Annotated in this window: 20 protein-coding genes and 1 pseudogene; 9 read left to right on the forward strand and 12 right to left on the reverse strand. The window is 59.0% G+C overall.

Annotated features, from left to right (window positions below):
• Positions 1 to 12 precede the first annotated feature (12 nt).
• Complete coding sequence (ubiE, locus tag AC1DFB_RS13690) at positions 13 to 765, forward strand: bifunctional demethylmenaquinone methyltransferase/2-methoxy-6-polyprenyl-1,4-benzoquinol methylase UbiE (RefSeq protein ID WP_170408658.1); 753 nt, start codon at positions 13 to 15, stop codon at positions 763 to 765.
• The gene (ubiB, locus tag AC1DFB_RS13695) at positions 766 to 2,295 is read left to right on the forward strand and encodes a 2-polyprenylphenol 6-hydroxylase (protein ID WP_170408659.1); all 1,530 of its coding nucleotides are present in this window, start codon (positions 766 to 768) and stop codon (positions 2,293 to 2,295) included.
• A 96-nt stretch (positions 2,296 to 2,391) separates the two neighbouring features.
• Here the strand turns inward: ubiB and AC1DFB_RS13700 are convergent, their stop codons facing one another.
• Entirely contained in the window at positions 2,392 to 3,567 is a 1,176-nt protein-coding gene (locus AC1DFB_RS13700; protein WP_480921488.1) for an acetyl-CoA C-acyltransferase family protein, read from the reverse strand.
• A 113-nt stretch (positions 3,568 to 3,680) separates the two neighbouring features.
• On the opposite strand from AC1DFB_RS13700, the pseudogene AC1DFB_RS13705 reads away from it, so the two are divergent.
• The 5 genes and pseudogenes from AC1DFB_RS13705 to AC1DFB_RS13725 all read left to right on the forward strand — a co-directional run bounded on the left by AC1DFB_RS13705 (position 3,681) and on the right by AC1DFB_RS13725 (position 8,353).
• Positions 3,681 to 4,243: pseudogene (locus tag AC1DFB_RS13705) on the forward strand (helix-turn-helix domain-containing protein).
• Between the two features lie 109 nt (positions 4,244 to 4,352).
• Positions 4,353 to 5,537 carry a glycine C-acetyltransferase gene (locus tag AC1DFB_RS13710; RefSeq protein WP_170408661.1) on the forward strand — a complete coding sequence of 395 codons (1,185 nt, stop codon included), beginning with the start codon at positions 4,353 to 4,355 and terminating at the stop codon, positions 5,535 to 5,537.
• A gap of 14 nt (positions 5,538 to 5,551) precedes the next feature.
• Positions 5,552 to 6,580: an L-threonine 3-dehydrogenase gene (tdh, locus tag AC1DFB_RS13715; RefSeq protein ID WP_170396071.1), complete on the forward strand. Its 1,029-nt coding sequence runs from the start codon at positions 5,552 to 5,554 to the stop codon at positions 6,578 to 6,580.
• Positions 6,581 to 6,643: 63 nt separating this feature from the next.
• Positions 6,644 to 7,519 (forward strand): tryptophan 2,3-dioxygenase, encoded by an 876-nt coding sequence (locus AC1DFB_RS13720; RefSeq protein WP_480921489.1) that lies wholly within the window; start codon positions 6,644 to 6,646, stop codon positions 7,517 to 7,519.
• Positions 7,520 to 7,522: 3 nt separating this feature from the next.
• The gene (locus AC1DFB_RS13725; RefSeq protein ID WP_480921490.1) at positions 7,523 to 8,353 is read left to right on the forward strand and encodes an alpha/beta hydrolase; all 831 of its coding nucleotides are present in this window, start codon (positions 7,523 to 7,525) and stop codon (positions 8,351 to 8,353) included.
• Between the two features lie 61 nt (positions 8,354 to 8,414).
• On the opposite strand, the gene infB is transcribed toward AC1DFB_RS13725, so the two are convergent.
• The 6 genes from infB to pip form a co-directional block, all read right to left on the reverse strand.
• Positions 8,415 to 10,889: a translation initiation factor IF-2 gene (infB, locus tag AC1DFB_RS13730; RefSeq protein WP_170395359.1), complete on the reverse strand. Its 2,475-nt coding sequence runs from the start codon at positions 10,887 to 10,889 to the stop codon at positions 8,415 to 8,417.
• An 8-nt stretch (positions 10,890 to 10,897) separates the two neighbouring features.
• Positions 10,898 to 11,521: an RNA-binding protein gene (locus tag AC1DFB_RS13735; RefSeq protein ID WP_170395356.1), complete on the reverse strand. Its 624-nt coding sequence runs from the start codon at positions 11,519 to 11,521 to the stop codon at positions 10,898 to 10,900.
• 22 nt (positions 11,522 to 11,543) lie between these two features.
• On the reverse strand, positions 11,544 to 13,157 hold the full coding sequence (nusA, locus tag AC1DFB_RS13740; protein ID WP_170423355.1) for a transcription termination factor NusA: 1,614 nt from the start codon (positions 13,155 to 13,157) through the stop codon (positions 11,544 to 11,546).
• On the reverse strand, positions 13,157 to 13,747 hold the full coding sequence (gene rimP / locus AC1DFB_RS13745) for a ribosome maturation factor RimP (protein ID WP_010442531.1): 591 nt from the start codon (positions 13,745 to 13,747) through the stop codon (positions 13,157 to 13,159). The genes nusA and rimP overlap by 1 nt, the downstream gene beginning before the upstream one ends.
• A 160-nt stretch (positions 13,748 to 13,907) precedes the next feature.
• The gene (locus AC1DFB_RS13750) at positions 13,908 to 14,720 is read right to left on the reverse strand and encodes an ABC transporter substrate-binding protein (RefSeq protein ID WP_170408665.1); all 813 of its coding nucleotides are present in this window, start codon (positions 14,718 to 14,720) and stop codon (positions 13,908 to 13,910) included.
• Complete coding sequence (gene pip, locus AC1DFB_RS13755) at positions 14,717 to 15,694, reverse strand: prolyl aminopeptidase (RefSeq protein WP_480921491.1); 978 nt, start codon at positions 15,692 to 15,694, stop codon at positions 14,717 to 14,719. Before pip ends, AC1DFB_RS13750 begins: the two co-directional genes overlap by 4 nt.
• A gap of 48 nt (positions 15,695 to 15,742) precedes the next feature.
• Here pip and ubiG point away from each other — a divergent pair, with 48 nt between their 5' ends.
• Positions 15,743 to 16,489 carry a bifunctional 2-polyprenyl-6-hydroxyphenol methylase/3-demethylubiquinol 3-O-methyltransferase UbiG gene (ubiG, locus tag AC1DFB_RS13760; RefSeq protein ID WP_170408667.1) on the forward strand — a complete coding sequence of 249 codons (747 nt, stop codon included), beginning with the start codon at positions 15,743 to 15,745 and terminating at the stop codon, positions 16,487 to 16,489.
• A 30-nt stretch (positions 16,490 to 16,519) separates the two neighbouring features.
• Here the strand turns inward: ubiG and AC1DFB_RS13765 are convergent, their stop codons facing one another.
• From AC1DFB_RS13765 to AC1DFB_RS13785, 5 genes are read right to left on the reverse strand one after another with little or no spacing between them, the layout of a single operon-like run.
• Positions 16,520 to 17,209, reverse strand: coding sequence for a hypothetical protein (locus tag AC1DFB_RS13765; protein ID WP_170408668.1), 690 nt, complete (start codon positions 17,207 to 17,209; stop codon positions 16,520 to 16,522).
• Between the two features lie 36 nt (positions 17,210 to 17,245).
• The gene (locus tag AC1DFB_RS13770; RefSeq protein WP_170395340.1) at positions 17,246 to 17,686 is read right to left on the reverse strand and encodes a MarR family winged helix-turn-helix transcriptional regulator; all 441 of its coding nucleotides are present in this window, start codon (positions 17,684 to 17,686) and stop codon (positions 17,246 to 17,248) included.
• Positions 17,687 to 17,700: 14 nt separating this feature from the next.
• Positions 17,701 to 18,531 carry a carbon-nitrogen hydrolase family protein gene (locus AC1DFB_RS13775; RefSeq protein ID WP_480921492.1) on the reverse strand — a complete coding sequence of 277 codons (831 nt, stop codon included), beginning with the start codon at positions 18,529 to 18,531 and terminating at the stop codon, positions 17,701 to 17,703.
• Complete coding sequence (gene grxC, locus AC1DFB_RS13780) at positions 18,531 to 18,788, reverse strand: glutaredoxin 3 (RefSeq protein WP_170395334.1); 258 nt, start codon at positions 18,786 to 18,788, stop codon at positions 18,531 to 18,533. The genes AC1DFB_RS13775 and grxC overlap by 1 nt, the downstream gene beginning before the upstream one ends.
• 37 nt (positions 18,789 to 18,825) lie before the next feature.
• Positions 18,826 to 19,590, reverse strand: a complete 765-nt coding sequence (locus tag AC1DFB_RS13785; protein ID WP_480921493.1) for a double zinc ribbon domain-containing protein — start codon at positions 19,588 to 19,590, stop codon at positions 18,826 to 18,828.
• On the opposite strand from AC1DFB_RS13785, the gene AC1DFB_RS13790 reads away from it, so the two are divergent.
• Positions 19,571 to 20,401 (forward strand): methyltransferase domain-containing protein, encoded by an 831-nt coding sequence (locus AC1DFB_RS13790; protein WP_170408670.1) that lies wholly within the window; start codon positions 19,571 to 19,573, stop codon positions 20,399 to 20,401. The genes AC1DFB_RS13785 and AC1DFB_RS13790 overlap by 20 nt on opposite strands.
• The last annotated feature ends 16 nt before the right edge of the window (positions 20,402 to 20,417 follow it).

Genomic DNA, 20,417 nt, shown 5'->3' on the forward strand with positions numbered 1-20,417 from the left:
ACGGCAAGGCAAATGTCCGACACCAACGACAAGACCACCCATTTCGGGTTCGAAACCGTGCGCGAGGCTGAAAAAGCCGGCCGCGTACAGGGCGTGTTCAATTCGGTCGCCTCGAAATACGACGTGATGAACGACGTGATGTCGATGGGCATCCACCGGGTCTGGAAAGACGCGATGATGGACTGGCTTGCCCCGCGCGCCGGTCAGCGGCTTCTGGATGTGGCGGGCGGCACCGGCGATATCTCGTTCCGCTTTCTGAAGCGCGCAGGCCACGGCCATGCTACCGTGCTGGACCTGACCGAGCCGATGCTGGTCGAAGGCCGCCAGCGCGCGGAGGCCGACCAGATGTCCGACAGCCTGAATTGGGTGGTGGGCGATGCGATGGCGCTGCCCTTCGAGGATAACACCTTCGACGTCTACACCATCTCCTTCGGCATCCGGAACGTCACCCGCCCGCAAGAGGCGCTGAACGAGGCCTATCGCGTTCTGAAGCCCGGTGGTCGTCTGATGGTGCTTGAGTTCAGCCAGTTACCCAATGACGGGCTGCAGAAGCTTTACGACCTCTACAGTTTCAATGTCATCCCGCGTATGGGCAAGCTGATCGCCAACGACTACGACAGCTATCAGTACCTTGTGGAATCGATCCGCAAGTTCCCAGATCAGGAGACATTCCTGAACATGGTCCGCACCGCCGGGTTCGAAAACGCCAAATACCGCAACCTGAGCATGGGCATTGCCGCACTGCATTCTGGCTGGAAGATCTAGATGCGCGGCCCCCACAACATCATTCGCCTGGTCCGGACGGGCGCCACGCTGGAACGCACCGGTGCCATGAATGTGGTGCTGGACGCGTTTGAAGCGCCGCGCGCCGTACGTATTCTGGCGCATACGCTGGGCAAACCGTTCCAATGGCTGGGCTACAAGGGCGACCCCGAGATGCCGCCCGCCACCCGTGCCCTGACCGCATTGGGTCCGGCTTACATCAAATTCGGGCAGGTGCTTTCGACCCGCCCCGACGTGGTGGGAAATGAACTGGCCGAGCAACTGCGTGTTCTGCAAGACAAGCTGCCGCCCTTTTCCAAAGCTGAAGCAATGGCAGAGGTCGAGAAAGAGTTAGGCCAACCGACGTCAGAGATATTCAGTGAGTTCAGTGAACCCATCGCCGCTGCCTCGATTGCTCAGGTTCACAAGGCCAAGCTGACCAGCACAGGCGAAGACGTTGCTGTCAAAGTCCTGAGACCGGGTATCGAGCGCGCCTTCCGCAAGGATGTAGACGCGTTCTATTTCGCCGCGCGTATGGTGCAACTTTGCGCCCCCGGAGCGCGCCGCCTACGCCCGATGGAAGTGATCGAGCATTTCGACGGCGTAGTACGCGGCGAGTTGGACCTGCGTCTGGAAAGTGCCGCCGCCTCGGAATACGCTGCCAATACCAAGGATGATGCCGGATTCTGGCTGCCTCCGGTGGTCTGGTCGCTATCCGCACGCCGCGTCATGACGCTCAGCTGGGCTGATGGCATTCCCTTGGGAGATAACAACGCGCTGGACGCTGCCGGACATAATCGCCGCGATCTGGCTGAGCGCGTGCTCCGCCTGTTCCTATTGCACGCGCTACGCGACGGCTATTTTCACGCCGACATGCACCAAGGCAACCTCAAGGTCGCTGCGAACGGGGACATTATCGCCTATGACTACGGCATCATGGGTCATATCGATGAATATACTCGCCGGGTATATGCCGAGATTCTCTTTGGTTTCATCCGCCGCGACTATAAACGCGTGGCTGAAGTCCATTTCGAAGCAGGCTATGTGCCTGCCAATCAGGACGTCGACGAATTCGCTCGCGCCTTGCGCGCGGTAGGTGAGCCGATCTTCGGCATGGACGCCACCCATATCTCGATGGGTCGGCTGCTGAGCTACCTGTTCGAAGTCACTGAACGCTTTGGCATGGAAACCCGCACCGAGCTAATCCTGCTGCAACGCACCATGGTGGTGGTCGAAGGCGTCGCCCGCTCGCTTGATGATCACATGAACATCTGGGAGGTCGCCCGACCGGTGGTCGAGGATTACATCAAACAATCCATCGGCCCCCGCGCCGCCCTGCGCGATTTCGGCAAAACCGCCCTGGTGCTTGCCCGTTTCGGCCCCCGCTTGCCCGGTCTGGTGGAAAATGCCCTTATTGCCCAGACTCAAAAAGACGACCCAAAGACCCCGGGTTTCATCGCAAACCTTCTGCCAGCAGCGATCGGCGCGGCCGCAGGCATAGCCGCGACGCTGGTGATCTTCGCACTCAGCTAAACCAACACGACCGCTTCATCTGGCTAAAAATACCTTCGGGGGGAATCGCGCCCCGGCGCGATAGGGGGCAGACAGCCCCCCTTGCCCCGGTCCAACTCAGAGCCGCTCGATGGCGAGGGCAATGCCTTGACCGCCCCCGATGCACATGGTGATCAGACCTTTCGATCCACCAATACGCTCCAACTCATACAACGCCTTAAGCGTGATAATCGCCCCTGTGGCGCCCACCGGATGGCCCAGTGCAATAGCCCCACCGTTCGGATTCACCTTTGCAGCGTCCAGACTCAATTCCTGATTGACGGCCAGAGCTTGCGCCGCAAACGCCTCGTTGCTTTCGATCACGTCGAAATCATCTGAAGACAGACCCGTCTTTGCGAACAGGTTCTGCACAGCTGGAACCGGGCCGATGCCCATCACCTCGGGTCGCACGCCGGCATGGGCATAGCCAATCACGCGCGCTTTGGGTTTCAAGCCCGCCTTTTCTGCAGCATCCGCTGTCGCCAACACCATCGCCGCCGCGCCGTCATTGATGCCCGAGGCGTTGCCCGCCGTCACCCGCCCATCTTTCTGGAATACCGGGCGCAATCCGGCCAGCGCCTCGGCAGTGGTGGCCTTGGGATGTTCATCGACCTTGAAGTCGACCATGTCGCGCTTGACCTTGACCTGCACCGGCGCGATTTGGCTGTCGAAATACCCGGCCTCAATCGCCGCAGCCGCACGGGTCTGGCTGGTCAGCGCAAACGCGTCCATCTGTTCGCGGCTGATCTGGTGTTCATCCGCCACATTCTCGGCGGTCACCCCCATATGCCCGGTGCCGAATGGGCAGTTCAACGCGCCCAGCATCATGTCGAGCGATTTGACATCGCCCATCTTCGCCCCCCAACGGGCCTGCGGTACGACATAAGGGCTGCGCGACATGCTTTCGGCACCGCCCGCCACGGCAAACTCGGTATCGCCTAGCATCAGCGCCTGCACCGCCGACACTACTGCCTGCGCCCCCGAACCGCACAGCCGGTTCACGTTCATCGCCGGAGTCCCGTTCGGAATACCCGCCTGCATTGCGGCGACTCGCGACAGATACATGTCGCGCGGTTCGGTGTTGATCACATGACCAAAGACAACATGATCAATCTGCGCGCCTTCAACGCCCGAACGCTCCATTGCCGCCTCGGTCGCCACGGTCGCCAGATCGATCGGAGCGGTCGAGGCCAACGCACCGCCAAAGGTCCCGATGGCTGTGCGCGCACCGTCCAGTATTACTATGTCCGTCATGTTTTCTCCTCCAAGTCTCGCGCCCATTATGCACCTGCAGCATGATCTTCATATTGAGACTCACTGTCACGCCGGAATTGACATTACGTTGCGCAACACCCATGGATTCCGTCATGACGGAAAACACAGACGATATTCTGACGCGCCTGCCCGCCCGATTGAAAGAGGCGCGCCGCGCCAAAGGCCTGTCGCTTGAGGCGGTCGCCAACCTCAGCGGCGTCTCGCGTTCCATGGTCAGCCAGATCGAGCGTGGCGAAAGCAGCCCCACAATTTCGACTCTGTGGAACCTGACACGCGCTCTGCAGGTGGATTTCGCCGGACTTTTGGAAGACGCCAAAACGACCGACCAGATCGAAGTGCTGCGTCAAGCAGAAGTGCCCAGTATCGACAATATGGGCGAGAAATGCCGGATTCGCATCCTCTCTCCCCCGAAGAGGCCGGAGGACACGAGGTCTATGATATTCAGTTTCAGGCCAATGGGAGCCTGAACAGCCAACCTCATGCGCGCGGCGCACGGGAGCAACTGACTGTGCTGGAAGGCGCCGTCCGTGTCACTTCGGGAACGGCATCCAGCGATCTGAAACAAGGGGATACCGCCCGGTATGCCGCCGATATTACGCATTCGATAAGCGCTGAAAACCCGGCCCGCGTTTTCCTGATCGTAAAAAACGCCTGAACGGGCAAGATTCCGCCTTCACGGATATTTTTCCCAAATACTGTAATTCTCCTATTTGGGAATTTCATCCGCTATGTTAGACGTGCGACTCAGATTAACGGAGGTCGCCATGGCTGATGCATTCCTGTCCCATATTTCGGATACACTCGCGCAGATTGAGGCAGAGGGTCTGTACAAGCGCGAACGAATGATCACCTCGCCTCAGGGCGGTGAGATTACGGTGGGCGACAAGCAGGTGATCAACTTGTGCGCCAACAACTATCTGGGTTTGGCCGATCACCCCGCGCTGATCAACGCCGCCAAAAGCGTCATGGAGCCCAAGGGGTTCGGCATGGCCTCGGTCCGGTTCATCTGCGGTACGCAGGACATTCATCGCGAACTTGAGCAGAAGCTGGCAAAGTTCCTGAACAAGGACGATTCAATTCTGTTCGCTGCCTGCTTCGACGCCAATGGCGGGTTGTTTGAGCCTTTGTTAGGGCCCGAAGACGCCATCATCTCTGACAGTCTAAATCATGCCTCGATCATCGACGGGGTACGGCTGTGCAAGGCAAAACGCTATCGCTACATGAACAACGACATGAACGACCTCGAAGCGTGGCTGAAACAAGCGCGCGAGGACGGGGCGCGGCATATCATGATCGCAACCGATGGCGTGTTCTCAATGGATGGCTATCTGGCCAATCTGCCGAAGATTCGCGAGCTGGCCGACAAATACGACGCCATCGTGATGGTCGATGACTGCCACGCCACCGGCTTTATGGGGCCAAACGGAGCGGGCACGCCGGACCACTTCGGCGTCGACGTGGATATTCTGACGGGAACTCTGGGCAAGGCACTTGGGGGGGCAATCGGCGGTTATATCGCCGGGCCGCAGCCAGTGATCGACCTGCTGCGGCAGCGGGCGCGGCCCTATCTGTTCTCAAACTCGCTGCCGCCGTCCATCGTTGCCGCAGGGCTTGAGGCAATCCGTCTGGTTGAAGAAGGTGACATGCTGCGCGCCCAATTGTTCGGCAATGCCAAGTACTGGCGCGCCGGGTTAGAGAATCTCGGCTTCGACCTACTTCCGGGCGAACACCCGATCATCCCGGTCATGCTGGGTGAAGCGACCCTGGCGCAGGATATGGCATCGCGATTGTTTGACGAAGGCGTCTATGTTTCGGGCTTTTTCTTCCCTGTCGTGCCGCGTGGTCAGGCCCGAATCAGAACGCAGATGAATGCGGCTCTAACACGCGACGAATTAGACCGGGCGCTCGCGGCATTTGGCAGGGTCGGCAAAGAATTGGGGATAATCTGATGCGGCCCAACACGATGAAAGCCCTTGAGAAATCCAAGCCCCAGGAAGGTCTGTGGATGGTGCAGGCCCCGGTACCCGAGATCGGCCCAGACGAGGTTCTGATCCGCATCAACAAGACCGGGATTTGCGGCACGGATATTCATATCTGGAACTGGGATGAATGGGCTGCGGCCACCGTGCCGATCCCGATGATCACCGGCCACGAGTTCGCGGGTGAAATTGTTGAATTGGGTCGCAACGTGACAGGGATGACGGTCGGCCAGCGCTGTTCAGGCGAGGGCCATCTGATCACCCCTGACAGCCGCCAGAGCCGTGCGGGCAAGTTCCACCTTGATCCCGGCACGCGCGGTATCGGTGTGAATGAACAGGGTGCCTTTGCGCAATACCTGAAACTGCCTGCCTTTAACGTGGTGCCCCTGCCTGACGACGTACCGGATGAGATCGGGGCGATCCTCGACCCGCTGGGCAATGCCGTGCACACTGCACTCAGCTTCGATCTGCTGGGCGAGGATGTATTGATTACTGGCGCAGGCCCTATCGGCATCATGGCCGCCGCCGTTGCCCGTCACGCCGGTGCCCGGCATGTAGTGATCACCGATATCAACCCCGACCGCCTGAAACTGGCCGAACACGTGGTACCTACGGTACGCACCGTTGATGTGTCCAAAGAGGATCTGCAGGATGTCATCGCGGAACTGGGCATGACTCAGGGCTTTGATGTCGGGCTTGAAATGTCGGGCTCGCAAGCCGCGCTGGACCAGATGGTCGAAGCGCTGGTTATGGGGGGCAAGATCGCGCTGTTGGGGATTCCGCCCGGAAAATCTCCGGTGGACTGGTCGCGTATCGTGTTCAAAGCTATCACCATCAAGGGTGTCTATGGGCGCGAGATGTTCGAGACCTGGTACAAGATGATCGCCATGTTGCAGAACGGGCTGGATGTCAGCCGCGTAATCACCCACCAGTTTGCGGTCGATGACTTTGCTCAGGGATTCAAGGCCATGAAATCCGGTCAATCAGGCAAGGTGGTTCTGGACTGGACCTAACGCTCTGGAACCGTGCGGGTTTTGTCCCTAAACATGGATAAACCCGCGCGTCTGGAGGAGCACATGGGCGACAAAGACAGGTATACAGAACGGGGAATCGAAGAGTCTCTGGTCACCGATTTCACAGAAACTCACCGCAAAAGCTATGGGGATTTTCTGCAACTTAAGACTCTGCTGAACCTGCAAAAGACCTTTCAGGACCCGGCCCAACCTGATGAGATGTTGTTCATCATCATTCATCAGGTCAGCGAACTGTGGCTGAAACTGATGCACCATCAACTTGTCGAAGTCCGCCGGTTCTTGCAGCAGGACGATTTCGGTCCCGCGATGAAGAACCTCGACCGGATCAAGGCGATCCAACGGCAGTTGATCGCCGCGTGGGAGACGCTACTGACTATGACTCCCGCGGACTACATGACGTTTCGGGACGCATTAGGCAGTTCGTCAGGCTTTCAAAGCTATGGCTATCGCCAAATCGAGTTCATTCTGGGCAACAAAGATCCCGCGACCCTGAAAGTGCATGCGCATGACCCAGAAGTGATGGAGATGCTGAACGCGGCTCTTACCAAACCCTCGCTCTATGACGAAGTGCTGCGGATGCTGGCCCGGCAAGGGTTTGACGTGCCGCATGATCTGATCGAGCGGGATTACGCAAAGCCCTATTCCGGCGATCCGCGTATCGTCAAAATCTGGGTCGAAGTGTTCTGCAACACGGAACAATACTGGGATCTTTACGCGCTGGCCGAAAAACTGATGGATGTGGAATCTCTGTTCCAGAGGTGGCGATTCGATCATGCAACCGCGGTTGAGCGCGTGATCGGAATGCAGCCCGGAACGGGTGGATCTAGCGGCGTGGCCTTCCTGCGCAAAGCGCTGGAGTTGCGGTTTTTCCACGACCTCTACGACGTGCGAACCGAACTGATGTATACTGGGGAATAGGCCATGCTGTATCGCGGATTCACCCAAGAAGAGCTTGAGCAGGAGTATTCCCCTAGCTCAATGATTGGAGGTGATCTGACGCCATATCTAGCCAGCTATTCTGCCCTCAGCGCACAGGCACGGTCTGAAATTAGGATGCACGAAAACCGTTCCTATGGCGACAGCCCGACGCAAGTTCTGGATTTCTTCCCCGCACCTGGCGCCAACGCGCCTTTGCATGTCTTTATTCATGGTGGCTATTGGCAGGCGCTTAGCCAGCGTGAGTCGGCCCCTATGGCACCGGTATTGCATGAGAACGGGCAAGCCTTTGCCACGCTGAATTATACGCTCGCCCCCGATGCCAGATTGGGGCAGATGGTCGACGAATGCCGTACCGCCTTGTTGTGGCTCGCGTCACAGGCCGAAACACTGGGTTTTGATCCATCAAACATCACACTTTCAGGCCATAGTGCAGGCGCCCATCTGGTCGCGATGGTCATGGCGACGTCTTCAAAGGCATTTGCGCAGGCTGGCCTGCGGGTGCGCAATGTGATCCTGATTAGCGGGATCTATGACCTTGTTCCGATCAGCCTGACCTCGGTGAATGATCCGCTGCAACTGACCAAGGTCGAGGTTCACGATCTCTCACCCTGCCTCAACCTGCCCGCACCGGGACCGCGTTACAGGGTAACCGTCGCCGAGCGGGATACGCCCGAGTTCATCCGCCAAAGCCGTGACTACGCGGAATTACTGCGCAAGGCCGGGCATTCGGTCAGTTTTGATCTGCAGAAGGGTAAACACCACTTCGACATCATCATGCCATCGGGCACGTTTCTGTCGTCGCGCGGCGAGTAACCGGCAAAAGAAAACAGCGGCCTCGTGGGGCCGCTGCTTCAAGTTTCTTCTCTGAACCGGATCAGTCCAGCGTACGCGTGACCTCTTCGCGTTCGAAAATCTCGATCACGTCGCCGGCGCGAATATCGTCGTAGTTCTCGAACGCCATACCGCATTCCTGACCCGACTGAACTTCGGCCACTTCATCCTTGAAGCGCTTGAGGGTCTTCAGCGTACCTTCGTGGATCACCACGTTGTCGCGCAGCAGGCGTACGCCAGCCGAGCGGCGGGCAACACCTTCGGTGACCAGACAGCCGGCAACTTTGCCAACACCGGTAACCTTGAAGACCTCTTTGATCTCGGCGTAACCGATGAACTTTTCGCGAATCTCGGCGCTCAGCAGGCCCGATGCGGCTGCTTTCACGTCATCAACCAGATCGTAGATCACCGAGTAATACCGGATCTCGACGCCCTTCTGGTTCGCGGTATTCCGCGCCGATGCGTTGGCACGGACATTGAAACCAAAGATCGGAGCGCCGGAGGCTTCGGCCAGGCCGACATCCGTCTCGGTGATCGCACCAACGCCCGAGTGTAGAACACGTACGCGCACTTCGTCATTGCCGATCTTCTCCATCGCCTGAACGATGGCTTCGGCAGAGCCCTGCACATCCGCTTTCATCAGAATAGGCAGCTCGGTGACGTTTTCGTCTTCCTTGGCCTTCTGCATCAGCTGCTCAAGGGTGGTCGCGGCACCGGCGGCGGCGCGTTTGTCCTTGGCGGCTTGCTCACGATAAGCAGCGATCTCACGGGCCTGCGCTTCGGTCTCGGTCACGTTCAGAACGTCACCTGCTTCGGGCGTGCCGTTGAGCCCCAGAACCTCGACCGGAACCGAGGGGCCAGCTTCTTTGACGCGGTCGCCCTTGTCGTTGATCAGCGCACGCACCTTACCGTACTGCTCACCCACGACAAAGATATCGCCCTGACGCAGCGTGCCGTTCTGAACCAGAACGGTAGCGACGGGGCCACGGCCCACATCCAGCTGCGCCTCAATCACGGCACCTTGGGCGGCGCGATCTGGGTTGGCTTTCAGTTCCAGAATCTCGGCCTGCAGCGCAATGGCTTCCAGCAATTCGTCCAGACCCTGACCAGTCATGGCCGAGACCTCAACGTCCTGAACCTCACCCGACATCTTCTCGACGATCACTTCGTGCTGCAGCAAGTCTGTGCGGACTTTGTCGGGGTTCGCGTCGGGCTTGTCGATCTTGTTGATCGCCACGATCATCGGCACTTCGGCCGCTTTGGCGTGGTTGATCGCCTCGATCGTCTGCGGCATCACCGCGTCGTCGGCGGCAACAACCAGAACCACGATATCCGTGACCTGAGCACCGCGAGAGCGCATTGAGGTAAAGGCCGCGTGGCCAGGCGTATCCAGGAAGGTCAGCGTGGTGCCGCCGTCGGTTTTCACCTGATAGGCACCGATATGTTGCGTGATTCCACCGGCTTCGCCGGCAACAACACGCGCGTCGCGGATCGCATCCAGCAGCGAGGTCTTACCATGGTCAACGTGACCCATGATGGTGATGACCGGCGGACGGGGCTGCAGATCGTCATCGCTGTCTTCGACCTCTTTGATGACGTCTTCAACATCCGAATCAGAGACACGCGTGACCTTGTGGCCAAATTCTTCGATGATCAGTTCAGCGGTGTCAGCATCGATGGTCTGGTTCTGCGTGACCATCATGCCCATCTGCATCAGCGATTTGACAACGTCAGCGACACGCTCGGCCATACGGTTGGCCAGTTCCGAGACCATGATCGCCTCGGGCAGCTGAACGTCGCGGATCACCTTTTCCCGCTCGACCGTGCCGCCCATGGCCTTCTGGCGCGCACGCTCCTGCTTGCGCTTCATCGCGGCCATCGAGCGTTGGCGATTGCCTTCGCCGCCAGTGGCTTGACCAAGTGTCAGCTTGCCCGAGCGGCGGTTGTCGTCACGGCCCTTGCCACGGCCACGCTGCTCACGCTCGCGATCCTGCTTGCGCGGTGCAGCAGCAGGTGCAGGCTTGCTGGATGGGCTGCGCGCGGCTTTGGGCTCGGCGGGGGCGGGCGCTGCAGCAGCACGCTGGGCTGCTTCCTCGGCCTCTTTACGCTTGCGTTCTTCCTCTTCGGCCTTGGCACGGGCACGCTCTTCAGCTTCACGCTGCTCGCGTTCCTTGGCCTCTTGTTCGGCCCGGCGGCGTGCGCGTTCTTCTTCGCGCGCCTTTTCCTGCGCCTCACGGGCAGCGGCCTCTTCAGCCTCGCGCGCTTTGGCGGCTTGCAACGCCTTCATACGACGCGCCATTTCCGCATCGGAAATACCCGCTGGGCGACGCGAAGGATCACCCGAAGGTGTCGCACCACCACTTGGTTTGGTCGCGCCCGGCTTGGGTACGACCACGCGTTTGCGTTTGGTCTCCACCACGACATTCTTGGTGCGTCCGTGGCTGAAACTCTGTTTCACATTTCCGGGGCGTGCCCCGCCACGAAGACCCAATGTCTTTTTGCCGTCACTATCGCTCATAAAGCTTCTTACCCTTCCGAGCGGCCCTTGCCGCCGTCATCCTTTTCGCGCAAGCCACGCAGGCGCTGCGCTTCCTCTACAACACGTTTGGCGAGTCCGCCAGAGGCCAAGGCCGCATGAATCACGGTTTGGCGCCCAAATGCCGCCCCAAGCTCGTCTGCGGTCAGCCAGCCGATGTATTTCCCGAAGTGCGGCGTGCTGAGTTTCGACTTGCCGCGCCCCGATCCGTCTGAGGCCTGAATCAGCACCTGGGCCTCTTCCCGGTCCAGCCACGACTTGACCTTTTCATACCCGGCGACCGCGTCACCGGACTTGCGCGCCAGACTGATCAGCTCGATCACACGACGCGCCACCTGTTTCTCGACCTCATCGGTCAGGTCCTTGGCGGCACTCACCTGTGCCTTAAACCCGCGCGAGAACAGTTTCTTGTTCACCGCCTTGTCCAGCGCCGCACGATCCGCCGCAACATAAACCCCACGCCCCGGCAATTTCGCCGCGACATCGGGAAAGACCTGACCATCCGGCCCCGTCACAAAGCGGATCAAGCCATATTTGGGCTGAACCTCGCCCGTGGCGATGCACTTGCGTTCAGGGCCTTCCGACCGATCCTTATGGACGCCACCGCGACCCATGTCAGCCACCCGAGGCCTGAGATCAGGCCTCGACCTCCTCATCGGTTGCTTCGCCGTCTTCTTCGGCCTGCTCCAGCTCGGCCGGATCAACCCAGCCCAGCATGATGCGCGCGGTCATGACCAGATCCTGCGCTTCTTCCAGCGTCACGCCGAAGGGCTCCAGTACACCATCATCCTTGATGCGTTCGCCATCGACCGTGGTCCAGCCACCGGCCAGTTCCCAGTCGGCGCAGGTTGCGAAGTCTTCCAGAGTCTTCACATCATCCTTGGCCAGCGCCTCTACCATCTGGGGTGTCAGGCCCTCGAATTCAATAAGACTGTCCTCGGCACCCAGCGCACGGGCTGCATCCAGCGCCGCTTTGGCCTGAGCTTCCAGGAATTCGCGTGCACGTGTCTGAAGTTCTTGCGCGGTTCCTTCATCCACACCGTCGATGACCAGCAGTTCGTCGATTTCAACGTATGCCACTTCTTCGAGGTTGGTGAAGCCTTCAGAAACCAGCAGCTGAGCAAAGAATTCGTCCAGATCCAGCGTTTCCATGAACAACTGGGTACGGGCCTCGAATTCTTTCTGACGGCGCGCCGATTCTTCGGCTTCGGTCATGATGTCGATGTCCAGATTGGTCAGCTGGCTGGCCAGACGCACGTTCTGACCACGACGGCCAATGGCGAGGCTCAGTTGCTCCTCGGGAACCACAACTTCGATCTTGCCGGCTTCTTCGTCCAGAACCACCTTTGAAACTTCGGCGGGCTGCAGAGCGTTGACAAGGAAAGTCGGCTGATCTTCGTTCCACGGAATGATGTCGATCTTTTCGCCCTGCAGCTCGTTCACAACGGCCTGCACGCGGCTGCCGCGCATACCAACACAAGCGCCGACGGGGTCAATCGAGCCGTCATAAGAAATCACGGCAATCTTGGCGCGCGAGCCGGGATCACGAGCAACGGCCTTGACCTCGATGATGCCGTCATAGATTTCCGGAACTTCCATCTTGAACAGCTCGGCCATGAATTCCGGCGCAGTGCGCGACAGGAAGATCTGGTGACCACGCACCTCGCGGCGAACCTCTTTGATATAGGCGCGCACACGGTCATTCGGGCGATAGCTTTCGCGACCGATCTTGTCATTGCGGCGCAGAACAGCCTCGGCACCGCCCAGATCGACGATCACATTGCCAAACTCTTCACGCTTGACCGCACCGTTGATGATGGTGCCGGCACGATCCTTGAATTCTTCGTACTGACGATCACGCTCGGCTTCGCGAACCTTTTGCAAGATGACCTGCTTGGCGGACTGAGCAGCGATACGGCCCATTTCCACGGGCGGGACTTCTTCAACGAAGACGTCACCAACCTCGGGCGCCTCCATGTACTGCTTGGCCTGCTCGACGGTCATCTCGGCCTGATAATTCTCAAGCTCTTCATCCTCGACCACGGTGCGGACACGGGTAAAGGTCGCCTTGCCAGTCTTGCGGTCGATGGACACGCGGATGTCCATTTCCGCGCCGTAACGGCTTTTGGCGGCACGTGCGAGCGATTCCTCCATCGCTTCGACAACCAGACCGGGGTCGATCATCTTTTCGCGGGCCACGGCCTCGGCGGTCTGCAGCAGCTCCAGCTGGTTGGCTGAGGTGATTGCCATCAGTTCGTCTCCTCTTCGGACCCTTCGGTCTCAATCTCGTCGAAAGCGTTTTCGTTCAGGGCACCAGCGTCTTTGCGCTGGCGCAGCATTTCCTTGATCAGGTCATCGGTCAGAACCAGCTTGGCGTCGCTCAGCCAGTCAAATTGCAGTCCGATGGTAATGGTCTCGTCTCCCTCGGGGATGTTGATCAGAACCTCATCCCCTTCGATCCCGGCCAATTCGCCCTTGAAGCGGCGGCGACCGTCGATCAGTTCTGCGGTTTCGATCTTGGCCTCATACCCTTCGAACGTCTCAAAATCTTTGAGACGGGTCAGAGGACGGTCAATTCCAGGGCTGGAAACTTCAAGCGTGTAGGCGTCCAAAATGGGGTCTTCGACATCCAGCGTGGCGCTGACCGCATTGGAAATCTCGGCGCAGTCATCCACTTCGATGCCGCCATCGGGCTTGTCTGCCATAATCTGCATCGTGGTGGTCTTGCCGCTCATCAGCCGAATGCGGACAAGCTCATACCCCAGATCCTCGATCACAGGGGTGATGATCTCGGCCAGTCGCCGGTCGATGGCAGCTTTGGCTATCAGGTCGTTTGTCATTCAGGTTCTCTACCCTGTTATCGGGCACAAAAAAACGGGCGCGCGGCCCGTCGAATTTTCCGGTGGAGCCCCGGACCAGAAGTCCGACGCGCCGCTGTTGCAACTGCATATACGCAGGAGTTCCTGAGTCTGCAACCCCCGGCGCAAATCGTGATCAAATTTACGCCAGCCACCACCGTTCGGCGATGCGCCCATCATCCAGCGCAGCCCGGCTGATCTGGCGCGGCATACCGACATGAGAGGCCATTGCCAACGCCATCTCGGCCTCAGACGGATGATATCGCAGCCCGCGTTGCGCGGTCAGCTCCTCACCAGCCGGGAGCGCTGCGATATCTACATATCCATCGCGCAATGCTTCGGCCCGCACCCCGGCGTCCGGGATCACGATAATCTCAAGCGTATCAACCCATCCTGCCGTTCCGCTTTTGTAGTGATTGGACACCCTGCGTGCGCGGAAATGACGTTCATCCTCGGCCCGCTCAACCCGGTAGCATCCTGTGCCGTTGGCCTGAGCCAGTGGCGTCACGCCCCCTCGCGCAATGACAAACCGTGACCCAGCCAGCAAGAATGGTAGTCCCGGATTGCCCTCGGCCAATTGCAGCTGCACACGATCAGGTGCAATGGCCTCGGCCTGTCCAATATCTTCCAGAACAGCTAGAACATCGTTCACGTCCAGCTTGGTGCCATCGTGGAACACAGCATCGTCGCGCAGATCAAAGTTCCAGACCCGCGCATCAGCATCGGTCTGCCAATTTGTAGCCAGCTCTCCGCGCAGGGTACCATCGGGCGCGATCTCGGTCAGGCTGTCAAAGACAGCCCCTCGCGCCACCTGTTCCAAACTATTGTCGCGTGGCACCGCCAGCCGCAAGGTACCACCCTGTTTCGGCGTATCGGCCAGAGACGCTCCTGTCGCCGCCAGCAAAGCGGCGGCGGCGCCCGAGGCAAATAATGCGCGACGGTCGATGCGAGTCATACCGTTTCCTCCGACACGCGATCCATGATCCGAACCAGTTCCGCGCTGATGCCCGGTTCTGACAGGGCGTGACCGGCTTGCCGTACCATCTTCAGTTCAGCATTGGGCCAGCCCTCGGACAGGTTCCATGCAGCCTGCGGTGGGCAGATCATGTCATAGCGTCCCTGAACGATATGACCGGGAATATGGGCAATCCGGTCCATCTGATCCAGAATTTGCCCGTCATACTCAAGAAACGCCTTGTTCGTGAAATAGTGATTCTCAAGCCGCGCAAAAGTTCGCGCGTATTCGCCGGGACTTTCCCCAACCGACCCATTGGTATGGATCGAGGCCAAAGCGTTTTCCCAATGTGACCAGGCGCGAGCATACAGGATCTCGGTCGCGCGGTCGCCCGAAAACAGGCGCTTGTTGTAGGCCGAAATTGCGTCATTTACTTCATGTTCGGGCAAGAGAGAGGTGAACTTGGCCCATTGTTCAGGCCAGAATTTGCCCGCACCACCGCCATAAAACCAGTCCAGCTCGGCCTGTGTGGCCAGAAACACGCCGCGCAATACCAGCCGATTTACCCGATCTGGATGTGTTTGGGCATAGATCAACGCCAGTGTCGCGCCCCAGCTGCCGCCAAAGACGATCCAATCTTCGATGTCGAACAATTTGCGCAGACGCTCGATATCCGCCACCAGATGCCATGTCGTGTTGTTTTCGACTGACGCGGTTGGCCGCGACCGGCCACATCCGCGCTGATCAAAGAGAATCACCCGATAGGCATCCGGGTTGAAATACCGTCGCATCGCCGGGCTGCAGCCGCCGCCCGGCCCGCCATGCAGGATCACCACTGGTATCCCATTGGGATTACCGCATTGTTCCACATAAATACGGTGCCCATCGCCCATATCGACCACGCGCTGATCGAACGGATCGATCGGCGGGTAAAGATATTGAACTGCGCGCTTTTGGTCCGGGTACTTATCCATTACGGCCCTATATAGTCCTTAAGCGTAAAAGAGCACACGGAGACAGGAATGCAAGCGCATCCGAACACGGTTGACCCGTCCGAGATCGCAAAATTCGAGGCGATGGCTGCGGAATGGTGGGACCCGCATGGGAAATTCAAACCTCTGCACATGCTGAATCCGTGTCGCCTGGATTATATCACACAGCAGATCGCAGGCGAGTTCGACCGTGATCTGAAAGCTCCGCGTCCCTTCGAAGGCTTGCGCCTGCTGGATATCGGCTGCGGCGGCGGGTTATTGAGCGAACCGATGGCGCGTTTGGGCGCCACGGTCGTGGGCGCCGACGCCGCCGAAGGCAACCTGCCGGTCGCTCGCATCCATGCCGAGCAATCGGGGCTGCAGATCGACTACCGCCACACTACCGCCGAAGACATGGCCGCCGCAGGCGAACAGTTCGATGTGGTGCTGAATATGGAAGTGGTCGAACACGTCGCTGATCCGTTGGGTTTCCTGACCGCATCGCAGCAATTGCTGAAACCGGGCGGGTTACTGATCTGCTCAACCATCAATCGCAACCCGAAATCCTACGCGATGGCCATCATCGGGGCCGAGGTCGTCATGCGTTGGCTGCCGCGCGGCACGCACGAGTGGAACAAGTTCATCACCCCGGATGAGCTGTTCGACCTACTGCGCCAGGCCGGGCTGGAACCGGTGGACCGCAAGGGGTTCGTCTTCAACCCGATCCTGTGGAGCTGGTCGATCTCGGACCGGGATTTGAGTGTGAACTATGTGACGGCGAGTGTGAAGCCGAGGTAGGATGGGCGATTGCACCCATCTTACAATTGCCTATTTGACGGCCAAACGGTGAAAACTGAATGCTGGAGCAAACCCAGCTTCGTCTAACGCTTGTTTAAGAAGCCCATTTAGAAAAACACGATGTGGTACGCCCTGGTCGCGCCAAATGTCGATCCCGGACGCCGCATCCGCATTGCAGAAAACATCCCCGGGCTTGGCATCCTTCCATTCAGGAAGTCGGAAAAGGTCATCCCGATCGGGTCGGCGACGCAGAAGGCCTTTTGACTCAGCAATGTTCAGCGTGCCTGATTTGTTTGCGATCCACAGGATCGAGTAGTTCTGCTCAATCGGTGTGATCTTGTCTTTTTCGAATAGGTTGACGGGATAAAGCCCCCCTTGCCCCAAGTCGAAGTTCTTGAGGACATCGGCAACATCTGATCGAACCGCGAGAATTCCAAACAACGTGATTACAGCAGAATACTTGCCGTAGTGAGGCTCAAAATCATGATCTTCAGGTGCAACCTCTTGAAAGAAATCCGGCAAGATATCCTGCTGCTCCAGCGGCTCCCCGTGGCGCTGCCAACGATACAGATTCGCATGATAACCTGATCCGGGTTGCCACCTGAAGGCCTTGAAGCGTTCACTTGGTTCTTCAGGAAAATCATCGGGGACAAGCGCCCGGAATGGCCTCTGCAGGTCCATCCCGACGGTAATGTCTGAAACCCAAATTTCATCCGTCATCTTTTAAGATCCTTTGGCGCAGTTGGCGTAAAGCCCCTACTCCCCCTCCAACTGCAACCGCAAATCCCGTAGCACGGGCAGCGTGCTGCGCACCCGCTCCAGCCCCAGCTCTCCGACCACGCGGTTGATCAGCGGGGCAATCGAGGAAATCGCCTGATCGCGTGCGCGTCGGCCTGCGGGGCTGATGGCGACCATCTTGCGGCGGGCGTCGTCCCAGTCGGGGCGGATGTGGATATAACCGGCCCATTCCAGCTTGGCCAAAGTGTTGGTCATCGCCCCGCGCGTCACATGGAACGTGTTGGCAAGTTGCGCCGGGGTGCGCTCGTCGCCGACAAACACCAGATGGTTCAGCACCGAGAAATGCGAGATTTCCATGCCCTTGGGCAGCACCCGGCTCAGCCGGTTGCGCAATAGCTGATCGGCGGTCAGGATCTCGCTGAACAGCGTGACCGCAAGGGCATTTTTTTCGTCAGTCATGGTCCGGTTCTGGATCAGGGTGCGTCAAAGGGGCGGACATGTGTTAGTGAAGGCACGCGTCGTCGCGCCTCTGTAACAGACCTATCATCCAAATCAAAAAAGTGAATGCCCGGATCGGTGCCTGCGTCGATCAGCACCTCTCCCCACGGGGCGACAATCATACTGTGGCCGTGTGTATATCGCGTCTTGCCGCGAGTTTTAGGGTGCTCACCCGTTTGTGCCGGAGCCAGCACCCAGCAGCCGGTCTCAATGGCCCGCGCGCGCAGCAGTGCTTCCCAATGGGCAGCACCGGTGACCGGCGAAAACGCCGCCGGGACGGTGAGAATCCGCGCGCCCGCCTGCGCCAAAGCGGCATACAGGTAGGGAAATCGAATATCATAGCAGATGGTCAGGCCGACTTTACCGAAATCGGTGTCGGCAATCACCGCTTTCTGACCGGGGCGATAGTTCTTCGATTCGCGGAAGGTCTCGGATTCCGTGACCTGCACGTCGAACATGTGAATCTTGTCGTACCGCGCCACGATCTGCCCCTGCGGGTTGACCATGAAGCTACGGTTGGCAAAGCGCCCGTCCGAGTCATGCGTTTTGATCGCAAGTGACCCGATCAGCAGCCAGACACCCAATTTGGCGGCCTGTTCGCACAGACCCGCCAAAGTAATGTCATCTTCTTCGTGCTGCAGAACCTCGTGCTGGCGTGTGGTGCTGGTGGAGACGCAATTCGTGACCTCGGGCGTCAGAATGAACTGCGCACCCTGCGCTGCCGCGTGGGCCATCATGGCACGCACCATCTCGAGATTCGCAGCCGGATCATCCGACGCGGTGATCTGCAGCAAAGCGGTTTTCATCAAGCCGCCAGCAGGCGGTCCAGCTTGCCCTGACGTTCAAGCTCGTAAAGATCGTCGCACCCACCAACATGGGTGGTGCCCACAAAAATCTGCGGCACAGTGCGTTTTCCTGCCGCGCGCTGGATCATTTCAGGTTTGCGTTTCGGATGCATCAGCACGTCGATTTCCTTGAATTCGACGCCTTTCTGTTTCAACAACCGCTTGGCCGCATGACAAAAGCCGCACAGCGGCGAGGTGTAGATTTCTACCGGCTTCATATTCCGTCCCTTTGGGTTTCGCACATTCTTGGGCGAATTAGGCATCCTTGGCAACGCGCGCCAGTACCAACACGAAAATATGATTTGCCCCTGACGCGCGACAGACACGCGCGCAGGCGTCCAACGTCGCACCCGAGGTCATAACATCATCGACCAGAAGAATATCCCGGCCTCTGATCATGGGTGCACGTTTTCGATGCAGAGATATGGCGTTGGACAGCGCAAGGGATCGCTCAACCGCAGTTTTTCCATCCAGAACAGGGGTGCGTACCGTGCGTACCAGAAGATCGGGGCAGACGCTCAACTCCGCTTCCCGGCCCAGATGCCCCGCCAGCAGCACCGATTGATTGTAGCGACGCTTGATCAGCCGGGTCCAGTGCAGCGGAACCGGCGCGATCAGCATGTTCGGGTGCAACAGCTCTTGCCCGGCTTGAGCCATCCAGCGTGCGGCAGGGCGGGCCAACTCAGGCCGATCCCCGTGCTTAAAGGCAAGTATGAGTGCCTTCGCGCGCCCCTGATACAGCAACGCTGCCCGACCATGCTGCCACGCGCGTGGTGCCCTGAGGCAGTCATCACATTCAATCCGGTGTCCGTCCCGCGCGCCGGGAAGTGGCATGCCGCAGCTTTCGCAGACGGTGCCACCGATGAACGGCGTGTCGCGCCAGCATGCGCCGCAGAGGCCGAAATCGGATTCGGTCAGTGCTCCGCAGGACAGGCAATGCGGTGGGTAGATCATCTCGACAGCGGTTTGAATCCCCTGACGAATGCGATACTTGCGGCTTATGAAGCTTCCGTCCGACACTACACCCTCTCTGTTTGACCGCGCCGTCCTTGCGCTTCACCGCAGCCGCGCGCGGGACGACGCGCTTTTCCTGCACCATGTCGCTGTCGACGAAGTGCAGGATCGTCTGTCCATGGTTAACAAAACCTTTAAGGCCCCCGCCGTCGTGACCCCCTTCCCTCATATCTGGGAGGGGTTGTGGCCCGAGGCCCGGGTGATCAGGGATGAAGATGTTCTCGACCTAACTCCAGGAGCGCATGATCTCTTGATACATGCGATGGCACTGCATTGGGCAAACGACCCGGTCGGCCAACTGATCCAATGCCATCGCGCCCTAAAATCCGACGGATTGCTGTTAGCGGTATGTTTAGGTGGCGACACCCTTAAGGAATTACGCGCGGCTTTGGGTCAAGCCGAGATCGAGGTGACTGGCGGTCTCAGCCCCCGTATTGCTCCTATGGCCGAGCTTCGTGATCTGGGGGGGCTGCTGCAGCGGGCCGGGCTGGCTTTACCCGTCGCCGACAAGGCGACACTGTCTGCGGAATACCGCGATCTGCTGCATCTGATGCGTGATCTGCGTGCAATGGGAGAAACCAACGCATTGGCCGATCGCCTGAAACACGCGACCCGACGTGCTGTTTTTGACAAAGCGCAAGACATCTATGCCGGACATTACAAATCGCCACAGGGCCGCCTGACGGCAACATTTGAATTGATCTGTCTGACGGGCTGGACCCCCGATGACAGCCAACCCAAACCTTTGCGTCCGGGATCCGCCAAGATGCGGCTGGCTGATGCGCTAGGTACGGATGAGGGCAAACTGCCCGATTGACGACCGGCCTTTTCCC

Source organism: Ruegeria sp. S84 (assembly GCF_056583445.1).